The sequence below is a fragment of the Nocardia sp. NPDC059764 genome (genome assembly GCF_042732555.1).
GTDB lineage: Bacteria > Actinomycetota > Actinomycetes > Mycobacteriales > Mycobacteriaceae > Nocardia.
Genome location: NZ_JBHWHH010000024.1, coordinates 36,745 through 56,655 on the forward strand (window position 1 = coordinate 36,745; position 19,911 = coordinate 56,655).

3 protein-coding genes and 1 pseudogene are annotated in these 19,911 nt (G+C 70.4%); 3 read left to right on the plus strand and 1 reads right to left on the minus strand.

What is annotated here, in order from left to right; genetic code table 11:
* Positions 1-44: 44 nt before the first annotated feature.
* The 3 genes from ACFV4K_RS07735 to ACFV4K_RS07745 all read left to right on the plus strand — a co-directional run bounded on the left by ACFV4K_RS07735 (position 45) and on the right by ACFV4K_RS07745 (position 3,186).
* Positions 45-1,283 carry a dienelactone hydrolase family protein gene (locus tag ACFV4K_RS07735; RefSeq protein ID WP_379272942.1) on the plus strand — a complete coding sequence of 413 codons (1,239 nt, stop codon included), beginning with the start codon at positions 45-47 and terminating at the stop codon, positions 1,281-1,283.
* 80 nt (positions 1,284-1,363) lie between these two features.
* Positions 1,364-2,269 carry an acyl-CoA thioesterase gene (locus tag ACFV4K_RS07740; RefSeq protein ID WP_379272944.1) on the plus strand — a complete coding sequence of 302 codons (906 nt, stop codon included), beginning with the start codon at positions 1,364-1,366 and terminating at the stop codon, positions 2,267-2,269.
* 23 nt (positions 2,270-2,292) lie between these two features.
* Complete coding sequence (locus ACFV4K_RS07745) at positions 2,293-3,186, plus strand: PaaX family transcriptional regulator C-terminal domain-containing protein (RefSeq protein WP_379272945.1); 894 nt, start codon at positions 2,293-2,295, stop codon at positions 3,184-3,186.
* Positions 3,187-3,207: 21 nt separating this feature from the next.
* On the opposite strand, the pseudogene ACFV4K_RS07750 reads toward ACFV4K_RS07745, so the two are convergent.
* Positions 3,208-19,902, minus strand: a pseudogene (locus ACFV4K_RS07750) (amino acid adenylation domain-containing protein); the annotation flags it as partial.
* Between the last annotated feature and the right edge of the window lie 9 nt (positions 19,903-19,911).

Below are 19,911 nucleotides of genomic sequence, written 5' to 3' on the forward strand. Positions count from 1 at the left end.
CCAGGCGCCCGCCGACCGGGCGCCGCTACGAAGGAACCAACCGCATGGGCGAGTACATCGACGTCATCAAGAAGTCCGGCGAGCGCTTCGCCGCTTACCTGGCCGTGCCGGAACGGGGCTCGGGTCCCGGACTGGTGCTGCTGCAAGAGATCTTCGGCATCAACGACTACATGCGCGAGATGGCCGACCAATACGCCGCCGAGGGCTATGTCGTGCTGGTGCCCGACCTGTTCTGGCGGTCGGAACGCCGCGTCGAACTCGGATACGACGAGGCGGGTTTCGCACGCGGGCTGCGATTGCGCGATGAACTCGACCTCGACCGCGCGGTCGAGGACATCGGCGACACCGTGGCGGCGCTGCGGTCGCGGGACGAGCACGCCGGCGGCGTCGGCGTGCTCGGCTACTGCCTCGGTGGACTGCTCGCCTATCTGGCGGCGCTGCGACTGCCCATCGACTGCGCGGTCAGCTATTACGGCGTCGGCGTGCACGAACACCTCGACGCGGCGGACAAACTGACGGTCCCGATGACCTTCCATCTCGCCGAACTCGACCCCTACTGCCCGGAACCGGCCCGCGCCGCGATTCGCGCGGCCTTCGCGGACAACGATCGCGTCCGCGTCTATGACTACGCCGGCGTGGACCACGCGTTCGCGACCTTCGGGCGCGACACCTACGAACCGCTGAGCACCGCGATGGCCTACTCCCGCACGCTGGAGGTGATCCGGCAGTCGATCGGTCCACGCTACGACCTGTCGGCGCTGTGGGACAGCCACATCTACTACGAGTTCGAGGCCCGAGACGTTCCCGCGACCATGGCCACCATGGTCGCCGAGCCGTACGTCAACCACATTCCCACCCTTACCGGCGGTGTCGGGCAGCAGGATCTGTCGCGGTTCTACGCCCATCACTTCGTGCACGCGAATCCCGCTGACACCAAGTCGATTCCGATCTCGCGCACCATCGGGGCCGACCGCATCGTGGAGGAGCAGCTGTTCTGCTTCACCCACGACCGGGAGATCGACTGGATGCTGCCGGGCATCGCGCCCACCGGCCGCTACGTGGAGGTGCCGCTGGTCGCCATCGTCACCTTCCGCGACGACAAGCTCTACAACGAGCACATCTATTGGGACCAGGCGAGCGTCCTGGTGCAGATCGGACTGCTGGATCCGGCTGAGTTGCCGGTCTCGGGCGTCGCGCAGGCCCGCAAGTTGCTCGACAAGAGCCTGCCGTCCAACGGACTGATGACCAGATGGAGCGCCAGCGCGAACAAGAATATAGAGTAACTGTGACGAACAAAACGTAGGCGCGATAATTTTTGGAATCCTCTGCCGGTGGCCACCGGCCCGCTCGATGGGAAGAATCGATGCCCACCCGCACCCTGCCCACATCCGCGATCTTCACTGCGGCCGTCACCCTGAACCCGGCCGAGCCGGAGCACTTCGACGTGGCGTTCGACGCCACCACGCAGCCCTGCCCCTGGCCGAAGGCGTACGGCGGCGATTTGGTCGCCCAGGCCGCCGCGGCGGCGATGCGGTCGGTTGGCGACGGCAAGACGCTGCACTCGATGCACAGCTACTTCCTGCGGCCCGCCGACATCGGTGCGGTGGTGCGCTACGAGGTGGAACTGCTGCGCGACGGCCGCGGCTACAGCACCCGCCAGGTCCGCGGCTACCAGAACGGCAAGCCCGTGTACGTGTGCCTGGCGAACTTCGCCGCGGGCGAGCCGGGCGGCGCCTTCGCCGCCGAGCTCACCGCGGACGTCCGCGCTCCCGAAAACCTGCCCAGCTCAGCCGATTATCTGGCCGCGCGCAGTGGCGGAACCATGACCGCCGAGTCCAAGGATTACTGGTCGGTGGGGCGCAGCTTCGACATGCGCCATGTACCCGGCCCGGTCTACCTGACCGTCGACGGAGGGCGCGTGCCCCATCAGGCGGTGTGGGTGAAACCGTTCGATCCGCTGCGGCCGGTGACCGGGCTCACCGACGCGCAGCGTGATGTCGCGGCGCTCGCCTACGTCTGCGACTACACCATTCTCGAACCCGTGCTGCGGGTGCTGGACCTGCCGTGGGCGCGTCCGGGCCTGACCACGGCCAGTCTCGACCACGCCATGTGGTTCCACCGTCCCGCTCCGGTGGAGGACTGGCTGCTGTACGTCCAGGAGGCGGTCGCCGCCGATGATGGCCGCGGGCTGGGCTACGGCCGGTTCTACGACCGGGAAGGCCGGCACGTCGCCACGGTTCTGCAGGAAGGAATGATTCGCGCGCAGTGAACCTGGGACCGTATGGTGCAGATATGACGACAGAGCCGGAAGCGGCACTGGGGAACGGTCGCGGCCGTGACGCCCGCCTCGCCCAGGTGATCATCACCATCTTCGGTCTGTGCGCCCGCGCCGAAGGCAACTGGCTGTCCACCGCGTCGGTGATCGCGCTGATGGGGGACGTGGGTCTCGACGCCCAGGCGGTGCGCTCCTCGATTTCCCGGCTCAAGCGGCGCGGCGTGCTGGTCAGCGAGCGAAACGCCGGTGCGGCCGGATATTCGCTGTCCGAGTCGACGCTCGAGGTTCTCGCCGAAGGCGATGTGCGAATCTTCCAGCGCGCCAGGGCATCCGAAGAAGACGGCTGGATCCTGGTGGTCTTCTCGGTGCCGGAGTCCGAACGCGAGCAGCGCCACGCGCTGCGTTCGAGCCTGACCCGGCTCGGCTTCGGCACCGCCGCGCCGGGGGTCTGGATCGGACCCGGGACGCTCGCCCGTGAGACGCGCCAGACGCTCGAGCGGCGCGGCCTGTCGGGGTACGTGGACATGTTCGCGGGCACTCATCTCGGATTCGGCGACATGCGGTCGAAGGTGCGTGAGTGGTGGGATCTGACCGAACTCACTCAGTTGTACGCGGACTTCCTGCAGCGGTATCGGCCTGTGCTGTACCAGGTGACCTCCGGCGGCATGACCCCGCAGGAGGCGTTCGCACTGTATGTCCCGATGCTCACCGAATGGCGGCGGCTGCCCTACCGCGACCCGGGGCTGCCGCTGTCGGTGCTGCCCCCGGCATGGAACGGGGAGGCGGCAGGCACGCTGTTCGGGGAACTGGACGACGCCCTCGGGCCCCTCGCCCGCAAGCACGCGTTGTCGGTGATCCACGGGCAGCGCGTGAAGCGGGAGAAGGCGTCGCCCGCGTCGCAACGGGCCTGAACAGGCATTCGTCGAGCGGATTCAGCCTTCCAGCCGGGTGTTGAGGATCCGGGCGATCTGGGCGACCGAGTCCGGGTCGGTCATCGCCAGGTGGGCGGTGTCGATGTCGAAGGCCGAAATGCGGCCGCGCACAACCGGTGTCCAGCCGTTGTGGCCCTCGGCGTCGGAGCGTCGATCCCGTGTCGCGGTGAAATAGAGCATGTCGGTGTCGAGGACCTCGGGGCGGTGGGCGGCGGCCGCCCGGATCGCCAGGTTGTAGGCGTCGGTGAGGCGCTCGATCATGGCGGCGTCGATGCCGAGTCCGGCCCCGAGGTGCTGTTCGATCAGGTCGGCGGCCTCCTGAGCGGTCGCCTCGGGGCTCACGTAGTCGACGCCCATGACCGGGCCCAGGTTGCTGATCAATTCTCCGGCGGTGACGGTACGCAGCATGGACGCGTCGACTCCGCTCGCCTCGGCGTCCAGCAGTGCCAGAAGCGCGACTTCCTCTCCGGCGGAACGCATTTCGACTGCGATCGCGTGGGCGATCGCGCCGCCCAGCGACCAGCCGAGCAGGTGGTACGGGCCGTGCGGTTGCACGGCACGGATCTCCGCGAAGTAGCGTCGCGCCATCTCCACGATCGTGGTCGGTCCCGGGTCCTCGCCGGTGATCTGCGGGGCCTGGATGCCGTAGATCGGCCGATCGCCGGCGAGGTACCGGTCGAAGGAGTGGTAGCACCACGACAGGCCCAGGGCCGGATGGATGCAGAACAGCGGAGGCTGGTCGCCGCCGGTCCGGATGGGCAGCAGAACGTCGAAGCCGAGGGCGGTGTCGTCGACCGTGCTGCCCGAGCGCATGCCGGATTCGATCCGCTTGGCCAGGTCGGCCGGGCAGGGATCGGACAGCATCCACCGGATCGGCACCTCGTAGTCGATCTCCTTGCGCAGGTGGGTGACCACCTGCACCGACTTCAGCGAGTTGCCGCCGAGGGCGTAGAAGTCGTCGTCCGCGCCGACCCGGTCCACCCCGAGCACCGCGCCGAAGGCTCGTGCGACCTCTTTCTCGAGCCACGACGAGGGTTCGCGGAACTCGCCGACCGGGAGCACCGGTTCGGGGAGCAGCTTCCGGTCCAGCTTGCCGGATACGGTGAGTGGCATGCTGTCCAGGGCCATCACAGTGGTAGGCACCATGTAGTCGGTCAGCGCGCCCGCCGCGTGCGCCAGGATGGCGGCGGTGTCGATGGTCGCGCCGTCGGCGGGGACCACGTACCCGACGAGGTGTTCGGCCGCGCCGGTGTTGTGCACCAGCGCGATCGCGCGGGCGACGCTCGGGTGCTCGGCGAGGACCGCCTCGATCTCGCCGAGTTCGATCCGCAGGCCGCGCAGTTTCACCTGGAAGTCGGTGCGGCCCAGGTATTCCAGTTCGCCGTCGTCGGTCCAGCGCACCAGGTCGCCGGTGCGGTAGAGGCGTCCGCCGTCGCCGAACGGGTCGGGCACGAACCGTTCCGCGGTGAGGCCGGGCCGCGACTGGTAGCCGCGCGAGAGCTGGACGCCCGCGAGGTACAGCTCGCCGGAGACGCCGGGCGGTACCGGATGCAGCCGGTGGTCGAGCACGTATGCCTTTGTGTTCCAGGCCGGTGCGCCGATCGGCATGCTCGCGCTGTCGGTGTCGGTGACCCGATGCGCGGTCGCGGCCACGGTGAACTCGGTCGGTCCGTACAGATTGTGCAGCTCGACCCCGGGCATGGCGCGTCGCGCCTCGGCCACCACGTCGGGACCGAACGCCTCACCGCCGACGAGCAGCGTCCGCACCGACGCCAGCGACTCCGCGGGCACCGTCTCCGCGAACACCGCCAGCATCGACGGCACCAGCGCGGCGATCGTGACCCGTTCGGCGGCAATGGTTTCGGCGAGATAGGCCAGGTCGGCATGCCCGTCGGCGCGTGCGATCACCAGCCGCGCCCCCATCGCCAAGGTCGTGAACAGCTCCCATACCGACATATCGAACGTGGCGGGGGACTTCTGCAGCACCACGTCGTCCGGCGTCAACGCGTAGGTGTCGGCGTGCCACCGCAGCTGGTTCACCACCGAACAATGCGATACCGCAACACCTTTCGGCCGACCGGTCGACCCCGAAGTGAAGAGCACGTATGCGACGTTGTGCGGTCGAAGCGGTGCGAGCCGATCGGCGTCGGTGACCGGCGTGTCATCGAATCCGGACAGCTCGAGCCCGTCGAGGGACGACAGCTCCAGTACCGGCTCGGCAATGGACAGCATGTACTCGATGCGGTCGGCCGGAAGGTCCGGATCGATCGGCACGTACCCGGCACCGGCCGCGTGCACGGCGTACATGGCGGTGACCTGGTCCAGGGAACGCCGCATGCGCAGCGCCACCAGCGACTCCGGACCCACGCCACGGCCGATGAGCCATCGGGCCACTCGGTGGACGCGAGAAGCGAATTCCGCGTAACTCAGCGACCGGTCGCCGAAGGTCACCGCCGGCCGGTCCGCGTGCGCGCGCACCGAGTCGGTGAAGAGCGAGGCGAGGGTCTCGCCCGCCGGGAGCCGGCACTCGGTCGAATTCCACTGTGTCAGTACGGTTTCCCGCTCCTCGGCGCTGAGCAGCTCCACGTCGTACACCCGCTGCGTCGGATCGGTCGCCAGTGCCCCGAGCAACCGCAGCAGGCGCTCGGCGATGGTGGTCACCGTCGACGCGTCGAACAAGTCGCTCGCGTAGGTCACCGCGCCGGTGATTCCGGCCGGTTCGCCGATGTCGTCGTAGGAGTCCTGCACGGACACCAGCAGATCGAACAGCGCGGTATCGGCGTCGGGCGTGACGCCCGAGACCGAGAGACCCGGTAGTTCGAATTCGGCCTTGTCGAGGTTCTGGAACGCCAGCATCACCTGGAACAGCGGGTGATGGGCGTGCGACCGCATCGGATTCAGCTCCTGCACCAGCCGCTCGAACGGCACGTCGGCGTGCCCGAAGGCGGCCAGGTCGGTGCCGCGCACATGCTCGAGCAGCTGGGTGAGGGTCATCTCCGGCGTCAGCCGGGTCCGCAACACCAGGGTGTTGACGAACATGCCGACCAGGTCGTCGAGTTCGGGCTCGCCGCGTCCCGCGTACGGGGTGCCGATCGCGATGTCGTCCATATCGGCGAGCCGGGCCAGGGTGGCCGCGAGCGCGGCGTGGACCACCATGAACAGCGTCGTATTGTGCTCGCGCGCGACCTGCTGCAGTCCGGTGTGCAGGTCGGCGTCGATGCTGATCGGTACGGTCGCGCCGGCGTAGGTCTGCGCGGGCGGCCGCGGCCGGTCGGTCGGGAGTTCCAGCAGCGGCGGGAGTTCCGCCAATTCGAGCGTCCAGTAGTCGATCTGGGCTCGGATCAGCGAGTCGGGATCGTCCTCGGCGCCCAGCACCGCGCGCTCCCAGATCGCGTAGTCCGCGTACTGCACCGGCAGTTCGGGCAGCTCCGGGGACTCCCCGGTCAGGTGGGCGGCGTAGGCGGTCATGGTGTCCCGGGCGAGCGGGCCCAGCGAGGAGCCGTCGCAGGAGATGTGGTGCGCGACCACGGCCAGCACCCATTCGTGCCGCCCGAGTTCGAACAGCCGGACCCGCAGGGGCGCGTCGACGGTGACGTCGAAGGCCGTCGCGACGAGCGCCGACATCGCTTCGGCCAGCTCCGATTCCGTGACCGGGATCGGCGTGATGTGCGTGATGGCCTGTGCCGTGGGCAGCACGACCTGCGACGGTTCGCCCTCGGCGTACGGGTAGACGGTCCGCAGCACCTCATGCCGGTCCACCACCTCGGTGAGGGCCGCGCGCAGCGCGTCGAGATTCAGTTCCCCGGTGAGCCGCAACACGATCGGGATGCTGTAGGCGGCCGAGTCAGGCTCGAGCCGGTTCAGGAACCACATGCGCTGCTGGGCGTAGGACAGCGGAATCCGCTGCGGCCGTTGCTGTGCGGTCAACCCGATCCGGCCGGTATTGGCCCGCGATTCGGCGCGGGCGGCCAGCCGGGCCACGGTCGGCGCCTCGAAGATGGTCGACACCGGGACGGTTTCGTCGAGCGCGGCGCCGATGCGGGCGGCGACGCGGGTGGCGACCAGGCTGTTGCCGCCCAGTTCGAAGAAGTCGTCGTCGGCGCCGATGGGGGTGTCGATGCCGAGGACATCGGCGAAGATGCCCGCCACGATCTCCTCCACGGGGGAGGACGGGGCCCGGAATCGCTTGGTCTGCACCACGGGAGCGGGCAGCGCCGAACGATCGAGCTTGCCGTTGGGTGAGAGCGGGATGGTGTCGAGGACCATCACCGAGGCGGGGACCAGGTAGGACGGCAGCGCCTCGGCCAAGGCCGCGCGCAGCTCCTCACTGGACAGGCTCGCCCCGGCCTCGGGGACCGCGTACGTGACCAGCTGGGTGGGCCCGGTGTCGGTGCGCCACGGCGTGGTGATCGCGTAGGTGACATCCGGCCGCGTGTCGAGGACCGCGTCGATCTCGCCCATCTCGACCCGGTAGCCGCGGATCTTGACCTGGAAGTCGTTGCGTCCCAGGAACTCCAGATTTCCCTCGGCGTTCCATCGCACCACGTCGCCGGTGCGGTACATGCGGCTGCCGGGCTCCCCGAACGGGTGCGCCACGAAGCGGGACCCGCTGGCGGCGGGCTTGCCCAGATAGGCGCGCGCCAGCGACGGGCCCGCCAGATACAGCTCGCCGGCCACCCCGACGGGCACCGGCCGCAGCCGGGCATCGAGGACCAGCGCCCGCACGGCCTGCAACGGAACACCGATCGTCGGCCGGTCGCCCGGCCACAGCGGGCCGGTCGCGGTGGTCACGATCGTGGCCTCGGTCGGGCCGTACAGTTCCCGGAACATCCGGACGCCCGCGAGATCGGTTCCGGCCCACCGGTTCACCAGTTCCGCGGACACCTCGTCACCACCGGACATGACCACCCGCAGGTCGTCGAGCCCGGCCGGATCCACCGACGCCAGCGCGGCGGGGGTCATGAAGGCGTGGGTGACGCGCTCCTCGCGCAGGAACTCCGTCATCTCGGCGCCACCGTAGATGCCGGTCGGCACGATGATCAGCGCACCGGCGCCGCTGACCGCCATCAGGGTCTCCAGCAGGGCGGCGTCGAACGACGGCGACGCGAAGCGCAGCACCCGGGAGGTCGGCCCGAGGTCGAAGTCGGCGCGGAACGAGGCGAGGAAGTCGGCGACACCGCTGTGGGTGACGGCCACGCCCTTCGGCTTTCCGGTCGACCCGGAGGTGAAGACCACGTAGGCCACGTTCTCGGCGCGCATCGGGTGGAGCCGGTCGGCATCGCCGACCGGCCCGCTCGCCAACCCGTCGAGGCGCTCGGCAACAGCGGCGTCGTCGAGCACGATCCAGTCCACCGACTCGGGCAGCCGGCCGGAGACGGCGGACACCGTGACACCCAGCGTCGCAGCCGAATCCGACACCATCTGCGCGATCCGGTTCTCCGGGTATCCGGCGTCCACCGGGACGAAAGCCGCGCCCGACTTCACCACGGCCCACCACGCGACCACGGTCTCCAGCGAGCGCGAGGCCGCCACCAGTACGGGGGTCTCCGGTCCGGCGCCACGGTCGATCAGCAACCGCGCCAACCGGTTCGAGCGTTCGTCGAGTTGCGCGTATGTCAACGCGGTGTCCCCGGCGACGACGGCGATGCCGTGCGGGTTGTTCCGGACGGCGGTGTCGAACACCTCCGGCAGCAGTCCGGACGGCTCCGGCCTGGTGCCGGTGCGCGCCCCGACCCGGGAGGTGAGCGCGGCGCGCTCGTCGGCGTCGAGCCAGTCGATATCGCCGACCACCACGGCCGGGTCGGCGGCGACGGCTTCGAGGACCCGCACCAGCCGGCGCACGATCGCCGCCGCGGTCGACTCGTCGAACAGGTCCCGGGCGAAGGTCAGCATGCCCGAGATGCCCTGTGCGACACCGGCCTCCGGGGCCGCTTCGGAGAGCACGAGTTGCAGGTCGAACTGGGTCGCCCCGGTATCGACCTCGGCGCGGGCGATGCGGACGCCGGGCAGCGCCACCTCGACCGCCGCCAGATTCTCGAACGCCAGGGCCACCTGGAACAGCGGATGCCGGGCCGCGGATCGCTCCGGGTTCAGCTCCTCCACCACCCGCTCGAACGGCACGTCGGCGTGCTCGAAGGCCAGCAGGTCGGTGTCGCGGGCGCGCATCAGGAGTTCGGCGAACCGCTCGGTGGTGTCGACCCGGGTGCGCAGGGCCAGCGTGTTCACGAACATGCCGACCAGTTGCTCCAGGCCGGGTTCGCCGCGCCCGGCGACGGGGGTGCCGATCACGACGTCGTCGGTGCCGCCGAGCCGTCCCAGAACCGTTGCCAGCGCGGCGTGCATCACCATGAACAGCGACGCTCCACGCGACCGCGCGAGGGTGACCAGCTGCCGGTGCAGGTCCGCGTCGATCTGCACCGGCACCCGGCCGCCCGCCAGGGATGCGACGGCGGGGCGCGGGCGGTCGGCGGGGAGATCCAACCGGTCCGGCGCGCCGTCGAGGGTGGTCCGCCAGTACTCCAACTGGGCGGACATCAGCGAGGCCGGATCGTCGGCGGCGCCGAGCATCTCCCGCTGCCACCACGCGAAATCGGCGTACTGCACGGTGAGCGGCTTCCACTCGGGCGCGTGCCCGGCGGTGCGCGCGGCGTAGGCCGTCATCACGTCGTGGGCCAGCGGGCCCATCGACTGACCGTCACCGGCGATGTGATGGACCACCAGCACCAGCAGGAATTCGCCGGTGCCGTCGTCGTGTTCGGCGAGTTCGAACAAGCCCACCCGCATCGGAACGTTCGCGGTGACATCGAATCCGCGTCGCACGAACTCGCCGACCACCTCGGCGACGGCCGCTTCGGGAACCCGCTTCGGCTCGACCGCGGTCGCGGGCTCGTCGAGCACGACCTGCCGGGGCTCACCGGAGAATTCGGGATAGACCGTGCGCAACACCTCATGGCGGGTGACCACATCGGCGAGCGCGGCCGCGAGGGCCTCGGTGTCCAGCGATCCCGACAACCGCAGCATGACCGGGATGTTGTAGGCCGGGGATTCGGGCTCGAAGCGGTTGAGGAACCACATCCGCTGCTGGGCCAGCGACAGCGGCACCGGGTCGGGATGGGTCCCGGGCAGCAGCGGCAGCCGGTCCGAGTCGCTGAATGTCCAGGTGCGGGCCGCCAATTGGGCGACCGTCGGCGCTTCGAAGATGGAGCGCACCGGCACCTGCACCTGCAGGGCCGCGCCCAGCCGTCCCGCGACCAGCGAGGCGCTGAGCGAATCGCCGCCCAGTTCGAAGAAGTCGTCGTCCGCGCCGACACCGGCCACATCGAGGACCCGCTCGTAGATCCGCGCGACCAATTCCTCCGCACCCGGTGTCGGAGCCCGGAATACGCGGGTCACGGCGACCGGCTCGGGTAGTCGGTCGCGATCGAGTTTGCCGTTGGCGGTCAGCGGCACCTCGTCGAGGACGATCACCGCGGACGGCACCATGATCCGGGGCAGCGACTCGGCCAGCGCCGCACGCAATTCCGCACCCGAGAGCTGAACCCCGGCCGCGGGCACGACATAGGACACCAGCCGGACCGGCCGACCGGGATCGTGGCGCGGCACGGTGACCGCGTACGCGACCTCGGGCCGCGCGCCCAGCGCCGCGTCGATCTCGCCGAGTTCGATGCGGGTGCCGTGCACCTTCACCTGGAAGTCGTTGCGGCCCAGGAACTCGAACTCGCCGTTGGCGGTGCGGCGCACCACATCACCGGTGCGGTACATGGGGTGGCCCGGCTCGCCGAACGGGCAGGCCACGAAGCGGGCCGCGGTCAAGGCCGTCCTGGCGACATAGCCGTCGGCCAGGCCCGCGCCGAACAGATACAGCTCACCCGCGACACCGTGCGGCACCGGTCGCAACCAGGTGTCGAGCACCACGGCCGCGACGGGACCGACCGGTCGGCCGATCGTGATGGCGGCGCCCGGCGTCAGCGCGTCGGTGGCCGTCGCCCAGATGGTGGTCTCGCTGGGTCCGTACAGATTGACCATGGTGCGCCCGGGAGCCCACCGCTCGACCAGTTCGGGTCCGAGGGGCTCACCGGCGGTCGCCAGCAGCCGCAGCCCGTCGAGGCCGGCGGTCGGGACCGTCGCCAGCGCCGAGGGGGTCACCACGGCGTGTGAAACCTGTTCGCGGGCGATCAGTTCCGCCAGGTCGGGCCCGGCGTAGATCTCGCCGGGGGAGACGACCAGCCGGCCGCCCGACCCGTGCGCCATGAGCAGCTCGAACACCGAGGCGTCGAAGCTGGGCGAGGCGACCTGCAGCACCACCGACATCGGGTCCACCCCGAACCGCCGCCGCTGCGCCGCGACGATATCGGCCAGGCCGCGATGGCTCACCAGCACGCCCTTGGGGGTTCCGGTCGAGCCGGAGGTGTAGCTGACGTACGCGATCTGCTCGCGCCGAATCGGCGCTCCGCGTTCGGCATCGGTGATCGGCGCGCCGGACACCGAGTCCAGGGCGTGCAGCGCCTGAGTTCCGTCCAGCAGCAGCCAGTCGACGCCGTCCGGCGGGCGCTTGCGGACGGACCCGTCGGTCAGCCCGAGCACGGTGCCCGAGTCCGACAGCAGGAATTCGATCCGCTCGGCGGGCAGCGTCGGATCGATCGGCAGGATCGCCGCACCGGTCTTCGCCACCGCCCACAGGGTGACCGTGGCCGCCAGCGAGCGGGGCAGCACCGAGGCGACCACTTGGCCGCGTCGGGCCCCGCGCCGCAACAGGATTCGAGCCAGCCGGGTGGATCGGTCGTCGAGCTGACGGTAGGTCAGGGAATCCGCGCCGCAGCGGACCGCGACCGTATCCGGATCGGCCATCACCGAGGCCGCGAGGATGCGATCCAGGGTCTCCGGGATCGCCGCCTCGGCAGCCGATTCCGGCCACGCCGGCAGCGGTTCCCGGTCCAGGGGCAGTTCGCCGAGCCGCGTGTGGGCGTGCGAGCCGATTCGGCCCAGCAGGTCGATGAACCGGTCGAGAATGCGCCGCGCGGAGTCGTGGTCGAAGACCCGTTCGTGGAATCGCAGGATGATCTTCAGGCCGTTCGCCTCACCGCGCTCGGACTGCATCGGTTCCACGACCATGCTCAACGGGTACGGGGCGGCGTCCACGCCGTCGAGATCGGTCACCCGCAGGCCCGCCGAATCGACGAGCTGTTGCAGGGCCGAGCGGTCGACGGGGAACGACTGGTAGGTGATGGCGGTGTCGAACAGCTCCGACAGGCCTGCGCTGCGGTGGATCTCGGGCAGGCCGATGTGGTGGTGCTCGAGCATGCGGGCCTGCCGCGACTGCATCTCGCTCAGCAACTCGTGCACCGTCATGGCGGGATCGAGCGGGACGCGCACCGGAATCGTGTTCAGGAACATGCCGAGCGTCTGGTCGACCATCGGCAATTCCGGGGGCCGGCCCGCGACCGAGGCGCCGAAGATCACGTCGGTCTCACCGGTGAGCACGCGCAGGCTCAGGGCCCACGCCGCGTTGACGGCGGTATTGAGGGTGACGGCCGCGTCCGCGGCCACCCGGCGCAACGCGCCGAAGCGGTCCTCGGTCAGCTCGGCCCCGACCTCGCCGGAGGACGTCGGGCCCGCGTCGGCGTCACGGGACGCCCGAGTGGGGGCGTCGACATCCGAGAACTCCCGCGCCCAGGCCGCTTTGGACTCGGCGCTGTCCTGCCGCCCCAGCCAGGCCAGGTAGTCGCGGTAGGTGGGAGCCGGTCCGGCGGCGTCGATGTGGTCGGGCGAGCCGTAGTAGTCGAGCAGTTCGGCCATGAGCAGCGGCATCGACCAGCCGTCCAGGATCACATGGTGATTGGTGACGAGCAGCCGGTAGGACTCCGCGCCGAGCCGGATCAGGGTCAGGCGCAGCAGCGGCGGGGCCGCCAGGTCGAAGCTCTCGGCCGCGTCCGCCGCGGCGATCGCCGCCGGGTCGGCCGGGCCGTCCTCGTCGCCGCCGGTAGCGAGATCGACCACCCGGAACGGGATCTCGGCATGGTCGACCACGACCTGGCACGGCCCCGCCGCGGTGTCCGCGAACGCGGCCCGCAGGATGTCGTGCCGGTCCACCAGGGCCTGCGCGGCCCGCCGCAGCCGGTCGGCGTCGACGGCGCCGGAGAAGCCGATCATGGTCTGGACGGTGTAGCCGTCGTCCGCGTCCGGGTCGAACATCGTGTGGAAGTGCATGCCGGACTGCATGGGCGACAACGGCCAGACATCGGAGAGCCGGGGGTACCGCCGCTCGAGCTGGTCGATGTCCTGGCGGGTGAGCTTGACGAGTTGGGTGCCCGCCGCGCGATACGCGTGATGCGCGGTGGCCGGCTGCGGGGGCTCCTCGACGGTCTTCGGGGTCGACTCGCCGTCGGCCATCGCGGCCAGGGCGGCAACCGTCTTGCCCTCGAAGACATCTCGCGGAGTGAGCGTCAGCCCGGCGTTCCTCGCCAGCGCCACCAGCCGCATGGACACGATGCTGTCGCCGCCGAGAGCGAAGAAGTTGCTGTCGGCGGACACCGACTCCAGGTGCAGCACCTCGGCGAAGAGCCGTGCCATCACCTGCTCGGCGGGGGTCGACGGCGCTCTGCCGCCGGTCGCGCCCACCTCGAAGGCGCGCTGCTGCAAGGCTCTTCGGTCCACCTTGCCCGTGGGCGTGCGCGGCATCTCCTCGAGCCGCACGATCGCGGCGGGATTCATGTAGCGCGGCATGCTGCCGGCCAGATCGCCTTCGATGGCGGTCACGTCGACCGATTCGCCGGGCGCGGCCACCACATAGGACACCAGCAGTGGTTCGCCGGTGGGCCCGTCGACGGTCACGGTGGCGACGCTGGACACGGCGGGGTGGCGCGCGATGTGGGCGTCGATCTCGCCGGGCTCGATGCGCAGGCCGTGAATCTTGACCTGCTGATCGATGCGGCCCAGGTACTCGAGCGCGAGACGGCCGTTCGCGCGCACCCAGCGCACGGAATCGCCGGTGCGGTAGAGCCGTTCACCGCGGGTGGACCGCGGATCGGCGACGAACCGGGCCGCCGACACCTCCGGGCGGTCGCGATAGCCCCGGGCCAGGCCGGGGCCGCCGACGTACAGCTCGCCCGCGACGCCGACCGGCACCGGTCGCAGCCACGGATCCAGCACCAGCGCGGACGCGCCGATGATGGGGCCGCCGATCGTGACGGGGTCACCGGCGGCGAGATCGTCGGATCCCGTTGCCCAGACGGTGCATTCGGTCGGACCGTAGTGGTTCATGAGCCGTCGGCCGGGGGCCCATCGGTTCACGGTGTCGGGCCCGACCGCCTCCCCGACCACGGCCAGCGTGGTCAGCGACGGCAGGTGGGACGGATCCATGGTGTTCAGCACCGACGGGGTGATGATCGCGTGCGAAACCCGCTGCGACCGAAGCAGTTCTTCCAGGTCGATGCCCGCGTACACCTCCGGCGGCGCGACCACGAGGCACGCGCCGCTGCTGTGCGCCAGCAGCATCTCCGACACGCAGGCGTCGAATCCGGGCGAGGCGACCTGCAACACCCGCGAATCCGGGGTGGGCCGGAACGAGTCTGCCTGCGCCGCGACCAGATCGGCCAGACCCCGGTGACTGAGGTGGACCGCCTTCGGCGTGCCGGTCGAGCCGGACGTGTAGATCACGTACGCCGCGTGGTCGACCGTCAGGTCCGCCTCGGGCGGGTGGGGGAGGCGCTCGTCGGCGTCGGTGGTCGAGAGGTCCAGCGTCAGCCAGTCCACGTCTGCCGGAATCTGCTGTGCGACAGCGTTTGTCGTAACACCCAGCCGGGTGTTCGAGGCGGACAGCAACTCGCCGATCCGCGCGGCCGGGTTGCCGGGATCCAAGGGCAGGAAGGCGGCGCCGGTCTTGGCGACGGCCCAGATCGCGACGAAGAGCTCGGCCGAACGAGGCAGGACCAGCGCCACGGTCGACTCGGGACATGCGCCATGGGCGATCAGCCGGCGGGCGAACGCGTCGGCGCGCTCGTCCAGCTCCCGATAGGTCCACGTGGTGTCGCCGTACCGGATGGCCGCGGCGTCGGGGTATCGGCGAGCGGTCGCGGACAGGATGTCGCGGAGCACCCGCTCGGGGGCGGGCTCGCCGCCGGTGACCGAGAGTAGTTTGGCGCGTTCGGAATCCCAGCAGGACGAGATCGAGGCGACCGTGGCGGCCGGATCGTCGACGAGCTGCATGAGCAGCAGCTCGAAGCGACCGAGCAGCTGGTGGGCGTCATTGTCGTCGAAGCGGTCGGTGGCGAATTTCAGTGTCACCGAATAGGTTCCGGGATCCGCTCCGCCGTCGCCACCCGGGCGCGGCGGGGTCACCTGCAGGCTCAACGGGAACGGCGTCGCGTCGTGCGCGTCGATCTCGACCAGCCGCAAACCGGCGGCCGAGAGGTCGTGGGCCAGCAGCTCCCGATCGAACGGGTAGGACTCGAGCACCGTCGCGGTGTCGAACATGTCGGTGATCCCGGATACCCGCTGCAATTCCGCCAAGCCGATGTGCTGGTGATCCAGCATCGCGGCCTGCTCGGACTGCACCCGCACCAGCAGGTCGCCGACGGTCTCGCCGGGCTCGAGCCGGATCCGCACGGGCAGTGTGTTCACCATCAGCCCGACCATGCGCTCGACGTCCGGAATCCGCGGCGGACGGTTCGAGACCGTATTGCCGAACACCACATCCGGCCGCCCGGCCAGCACGGACACCAGCAGCGCCCAGGCCACGTGCAGGGCGGTATTGGGGGTGACGCCGTGCGTGCGCCCGAGATCGAGAATCGCGGCGGAGGTGGCGGCATCGAGGTTCAGACCCACCTCGCCCGCATCCGAGGTGACGGTCCGCTCCGGACCGTTCGTGATCCGCGTCGGCCGGTCGATCCCGGCGAGCATATCCCGCCACGCGGCCGCCGTGGCGTCGGCGTCCTGCTCCTGGAGCCAGCGCAGGTATTCGCGGAACGACCGCGCGGGCGCGAGGCCCGCGGTGTCGCCGTCGGAGATGTACAGCGTCAGCAGCTCGTGGATGAGCAGCGGCATCGACCAGCCGTCCAGCACCAGATGGTGATTGGTCACCAGCAACCGGAACTGCTCGACACCGGTGCGCACGAGATGGAAGCGCACCAGCGGCGGCCGCGCCGGATCGAAGGGTGCGGCGGCGATGCGCGCGATGTCCCGCAGCGCGTCGTCCTGCGCGTCGACCAGGCTGACATCCGACTCGGCCCACTCGACGGTGGTGTCGCGCAACACGATCTGACGCGGCCCGGCATCGGTCTCGACGAACGCGGTCCGCAGGCTGTCGTGCCGATCCAGCAGCACCTGGGCGGCCCGCCGCATCCGCTCGCCGTCCACCTGCCCGTCGAACGTCAGCGCGGCCTGCACGATGTAGCCGTCCTCGCCGCCGCGGTCGTAGATGGTGTGGAACAGCAGCCCGGACTGCAGGGCGGTCAGCGGCCACACCTCGGTCATCGAGGGGTACTCGCGCAGCCACCGGTCGATCTGGTCCTGGGCGACAGGGGCGAGCGGGAAGTCGGAGGGCGTGTAGCTTCGCGTGGTCATGGACCGGACGTGATCGGCCAGCGCCTCCAGAGCGCGGGTCCACAGGTCGGCGAGCTCCTCGACGTCCTCGGTCGCCAGCGCCTGCGACGCGAATTCCCAGGTCACAGCCAGCTCGAGCCCGTCGGTGCCCGCCTCGGCGATGGCATTGACGTCCAGCAGGGCGGCCAGTGCCATGGCCGGATCGCTGGTGCCGGTGAGCGCGGTGAACTCGGTGGTCGGGGCCCACGGCCCGGACCGCTCACCCGAACCCACGCGCCCGAGGTAGTTGAAGCTGATCTGCGGTTCGGGCAGGTGCGCGAGCTCGGCGCGGCCCATGGGATCGAGATGCCGCAGCATCGGGAAACCGATGCCGTTGCCCGGCACCGCCCGCAGCTGCTCCTTGACCAGCTTGATCGCCCGTCCCGCGCTCGGGCCGCCGGCCAGGGCGTCGTCGAGATCGAGGTCGTCCCACTCGATGCGGATCGGGAAGCGGGTGGTGAACCAGCCGACGGTGGCGCCCAGATCCGCGCCCGGGACGGCCTGCTCCTCGCGGCCGTGGCCTTCCAGGAGGATGGACTCGCCGGTCGTGGTCACGCCGCGCCGGCGTCGCCACTCCGCGAGAGCCAGCACCAGGGCCGCGACCAGCGGATCGTTGGCGCCGCAATGGAATCGGTCCGGGATGGTGGTGAGGACCGCCTCGGTCACCGCCGCCGGAATTCGTTCGTGGATCCGGCCCGCGGTGGCGCCGGTGTCGACATTCGGGTCCAGGCGACGCGAGCCGAGTAGTCGATCCTCGTGCGCGAGAACGCCCTTCCAGTGCTCGAGTTCGGTCCAGCGCCTACTCTGCGCCTGCTCGGCCAGACCGTGCAGCCACCGCCGCATGGAAGTGGTGGCCGGACCCCACTGCGGCTCGCCGGCCTGGGTCCAGGCCTGCGCGAGATCGGTGAGCACGGTACGCCACGACACCGCGTCCACGGCGAGATGGTGGATCACCAGCCAGAACAGGTCGGGTCCCGAAGCGCGGTCGTCCCGCAGCCACACGGCTCGAACGAGTGCGCCGTTGCCGGGGTCCAATCGATCCGCGGCGTCCTGGAGATGACGGTCGATCTCCTCGGCGTCGCGCCGGCCGAGACGCACCTCGTCCAGCGAGGCGTCCGGGTCTACCGCGTCCCGCTCGAGGACCTCGACGTATCCGTCCGCTCCGACGCCCCGCAAGACCGCGCGCAGCATGTCGTGGCGGTCCATCAGGGCGCCCAGTGCGCGCACCAGACCCGCTCGATCGACCCCGTCCGGGAGTTCCACGAGCGCGGCCTGCGCGAATCGGTTGTAATGGCCGCGATCGAGCATGGCGTGCATGATCGGCGACAACGGCATCCGCCCGACGCCGCCACCCGGCAGCTCGGCCAGCCCGGGTGCGTCGCCGGCCTCGGTGGCCGCGGCGGCCAGCCCCGCGACCGTCTTGTGCACGAACACATCCTGGGTGGAGAAGCCCAGACCCTCGGCCTTGGCGCGCGCCACGAGGCGGATCGACAGGATACTGTCGCCGCCCAGGACGAAGAAGCTGTCGTCGGCGCCGACCCGGGGCACTCCGAGCACCTCGGCGAACAGCGCCGCGATCGTCTTCTCCCGCTGGGTCGCCGGGGCCCGCCCGGAGGCCGCGGTCCCGAACTCGGGCTTCGGCAGGGCGCGGCGATCCACCTTGCCGAAGGCGTTCATCGGCAGGCTGTCCAGGGGCAGCACGATCGCCGGAACCAGGTGCGGCGGCAGCGTTTCGCGGGCGAAGCGCAGGATCTCGGCCGGGTCGATATCACGGCCGTCCACCGGCACGACATACGACGCCAGCACGGTGGTGCCGACATTGTTCTGGGCGGCCACGGTGACGCACAGATCGACGTCCTCGTGGGTGGTGAGCGCGGCGTCGACCTCGCCCGGCTCGATCCGGTAGCCGCGGATCTTGACCTGGAAGTCGCTGCGGCCCATCAGTTCGAGGGCGGTGTCGCCGTTCTGGCCGGTCCAGCGCGCGATATCGCCGGTGCGGTACATGCGCGCGCCCGTGCCGCCGTACGGGTCGGCGACGAACCGGGTGGCGGTCTCCACGAATCGGTGGCTGTAGCCGCGGGCCAATCCCGGTCCGGCCAGATACAACTCGCCGACGGTGCCCCGTGGCACGGGCTGCAACGCCCGGTCCAGGACCATGGCCTCGACGCCGCGGATCGGGCCGCCGATCGTGTGTACCTGCCCGGGCTTCAGCATCGCTCCCGCGGCGGTGACGGTGGATTCGGTGGGCCCGTACTCGTTGAACATGGCCGCCGACAGCGTCCAGCGCTCGACCAGATGCGGCGGGCAGACGTCGCCGCCCACCACGACCACGCGCACATCGGTCGGCAGCTCCGGATCCACCGTCGCCAGCATGGTGGGCGTCAGCGTCAGGTGGGTCACGTGCTCGTCGGCCAGCAGCTGGGTGAGCGAGTCGCCGCCGACCACCTCGGGCGGCACGACCACCAGCGTGGACCCGGTCGCGAAGCAGGTCAGGAACTGTTCGAGGGAGGCGTCGAAACTGGGGGAGAGGGCATACGACACCCGGGAAGTCGTGTCGATGCCGAACGTGGCCGCGCGGTCGGCGACCAGATTCGCCAGCCCGGTGTGCGTGACCTGCACGCCCTTCGGTGTTCCGGTGGAACCCGAGGTGTAGGTCATGTAGGCGACATTGGACGGCCGCAGCGGATGGCTGCGGTCGAGGTCGGAGATCGGCCCGTCCGCGGCGTCGGACAGAGCCAGGGTCGAGGGGTCGTCGAGCACTACTTGAGGCAGATCCGCCGGGAGGGTGTCGCGCAGCGCGTTCACCGTGATCGCCACGGTCGCGCCGCTGTCGGTGACCATGTGCTCGATCCGCTTGGCCGGGTAGTCGGGGGCCATCTGCACGAAGGCCGCGCCGCTCTTGGCGACCGCCCAGGTCGCCACCACCGAATCGGTCGACCGGCGCAGCATGAGCGCCACCGCCGTGTCCGGGCCACACCCCAGCGCGATCAGCTGCCGGGCCAGCCGCGACGACTGGGAGTCCAGTTCGGCGTAGGTCATGCTCCGGCCGTTGGAGCTGATCGCGCAGCCGTCCGGGTTCCGGCGGGCGCTCTCGGCCAGCATGTCGGGCAGCAGGCGGGTGTCGAC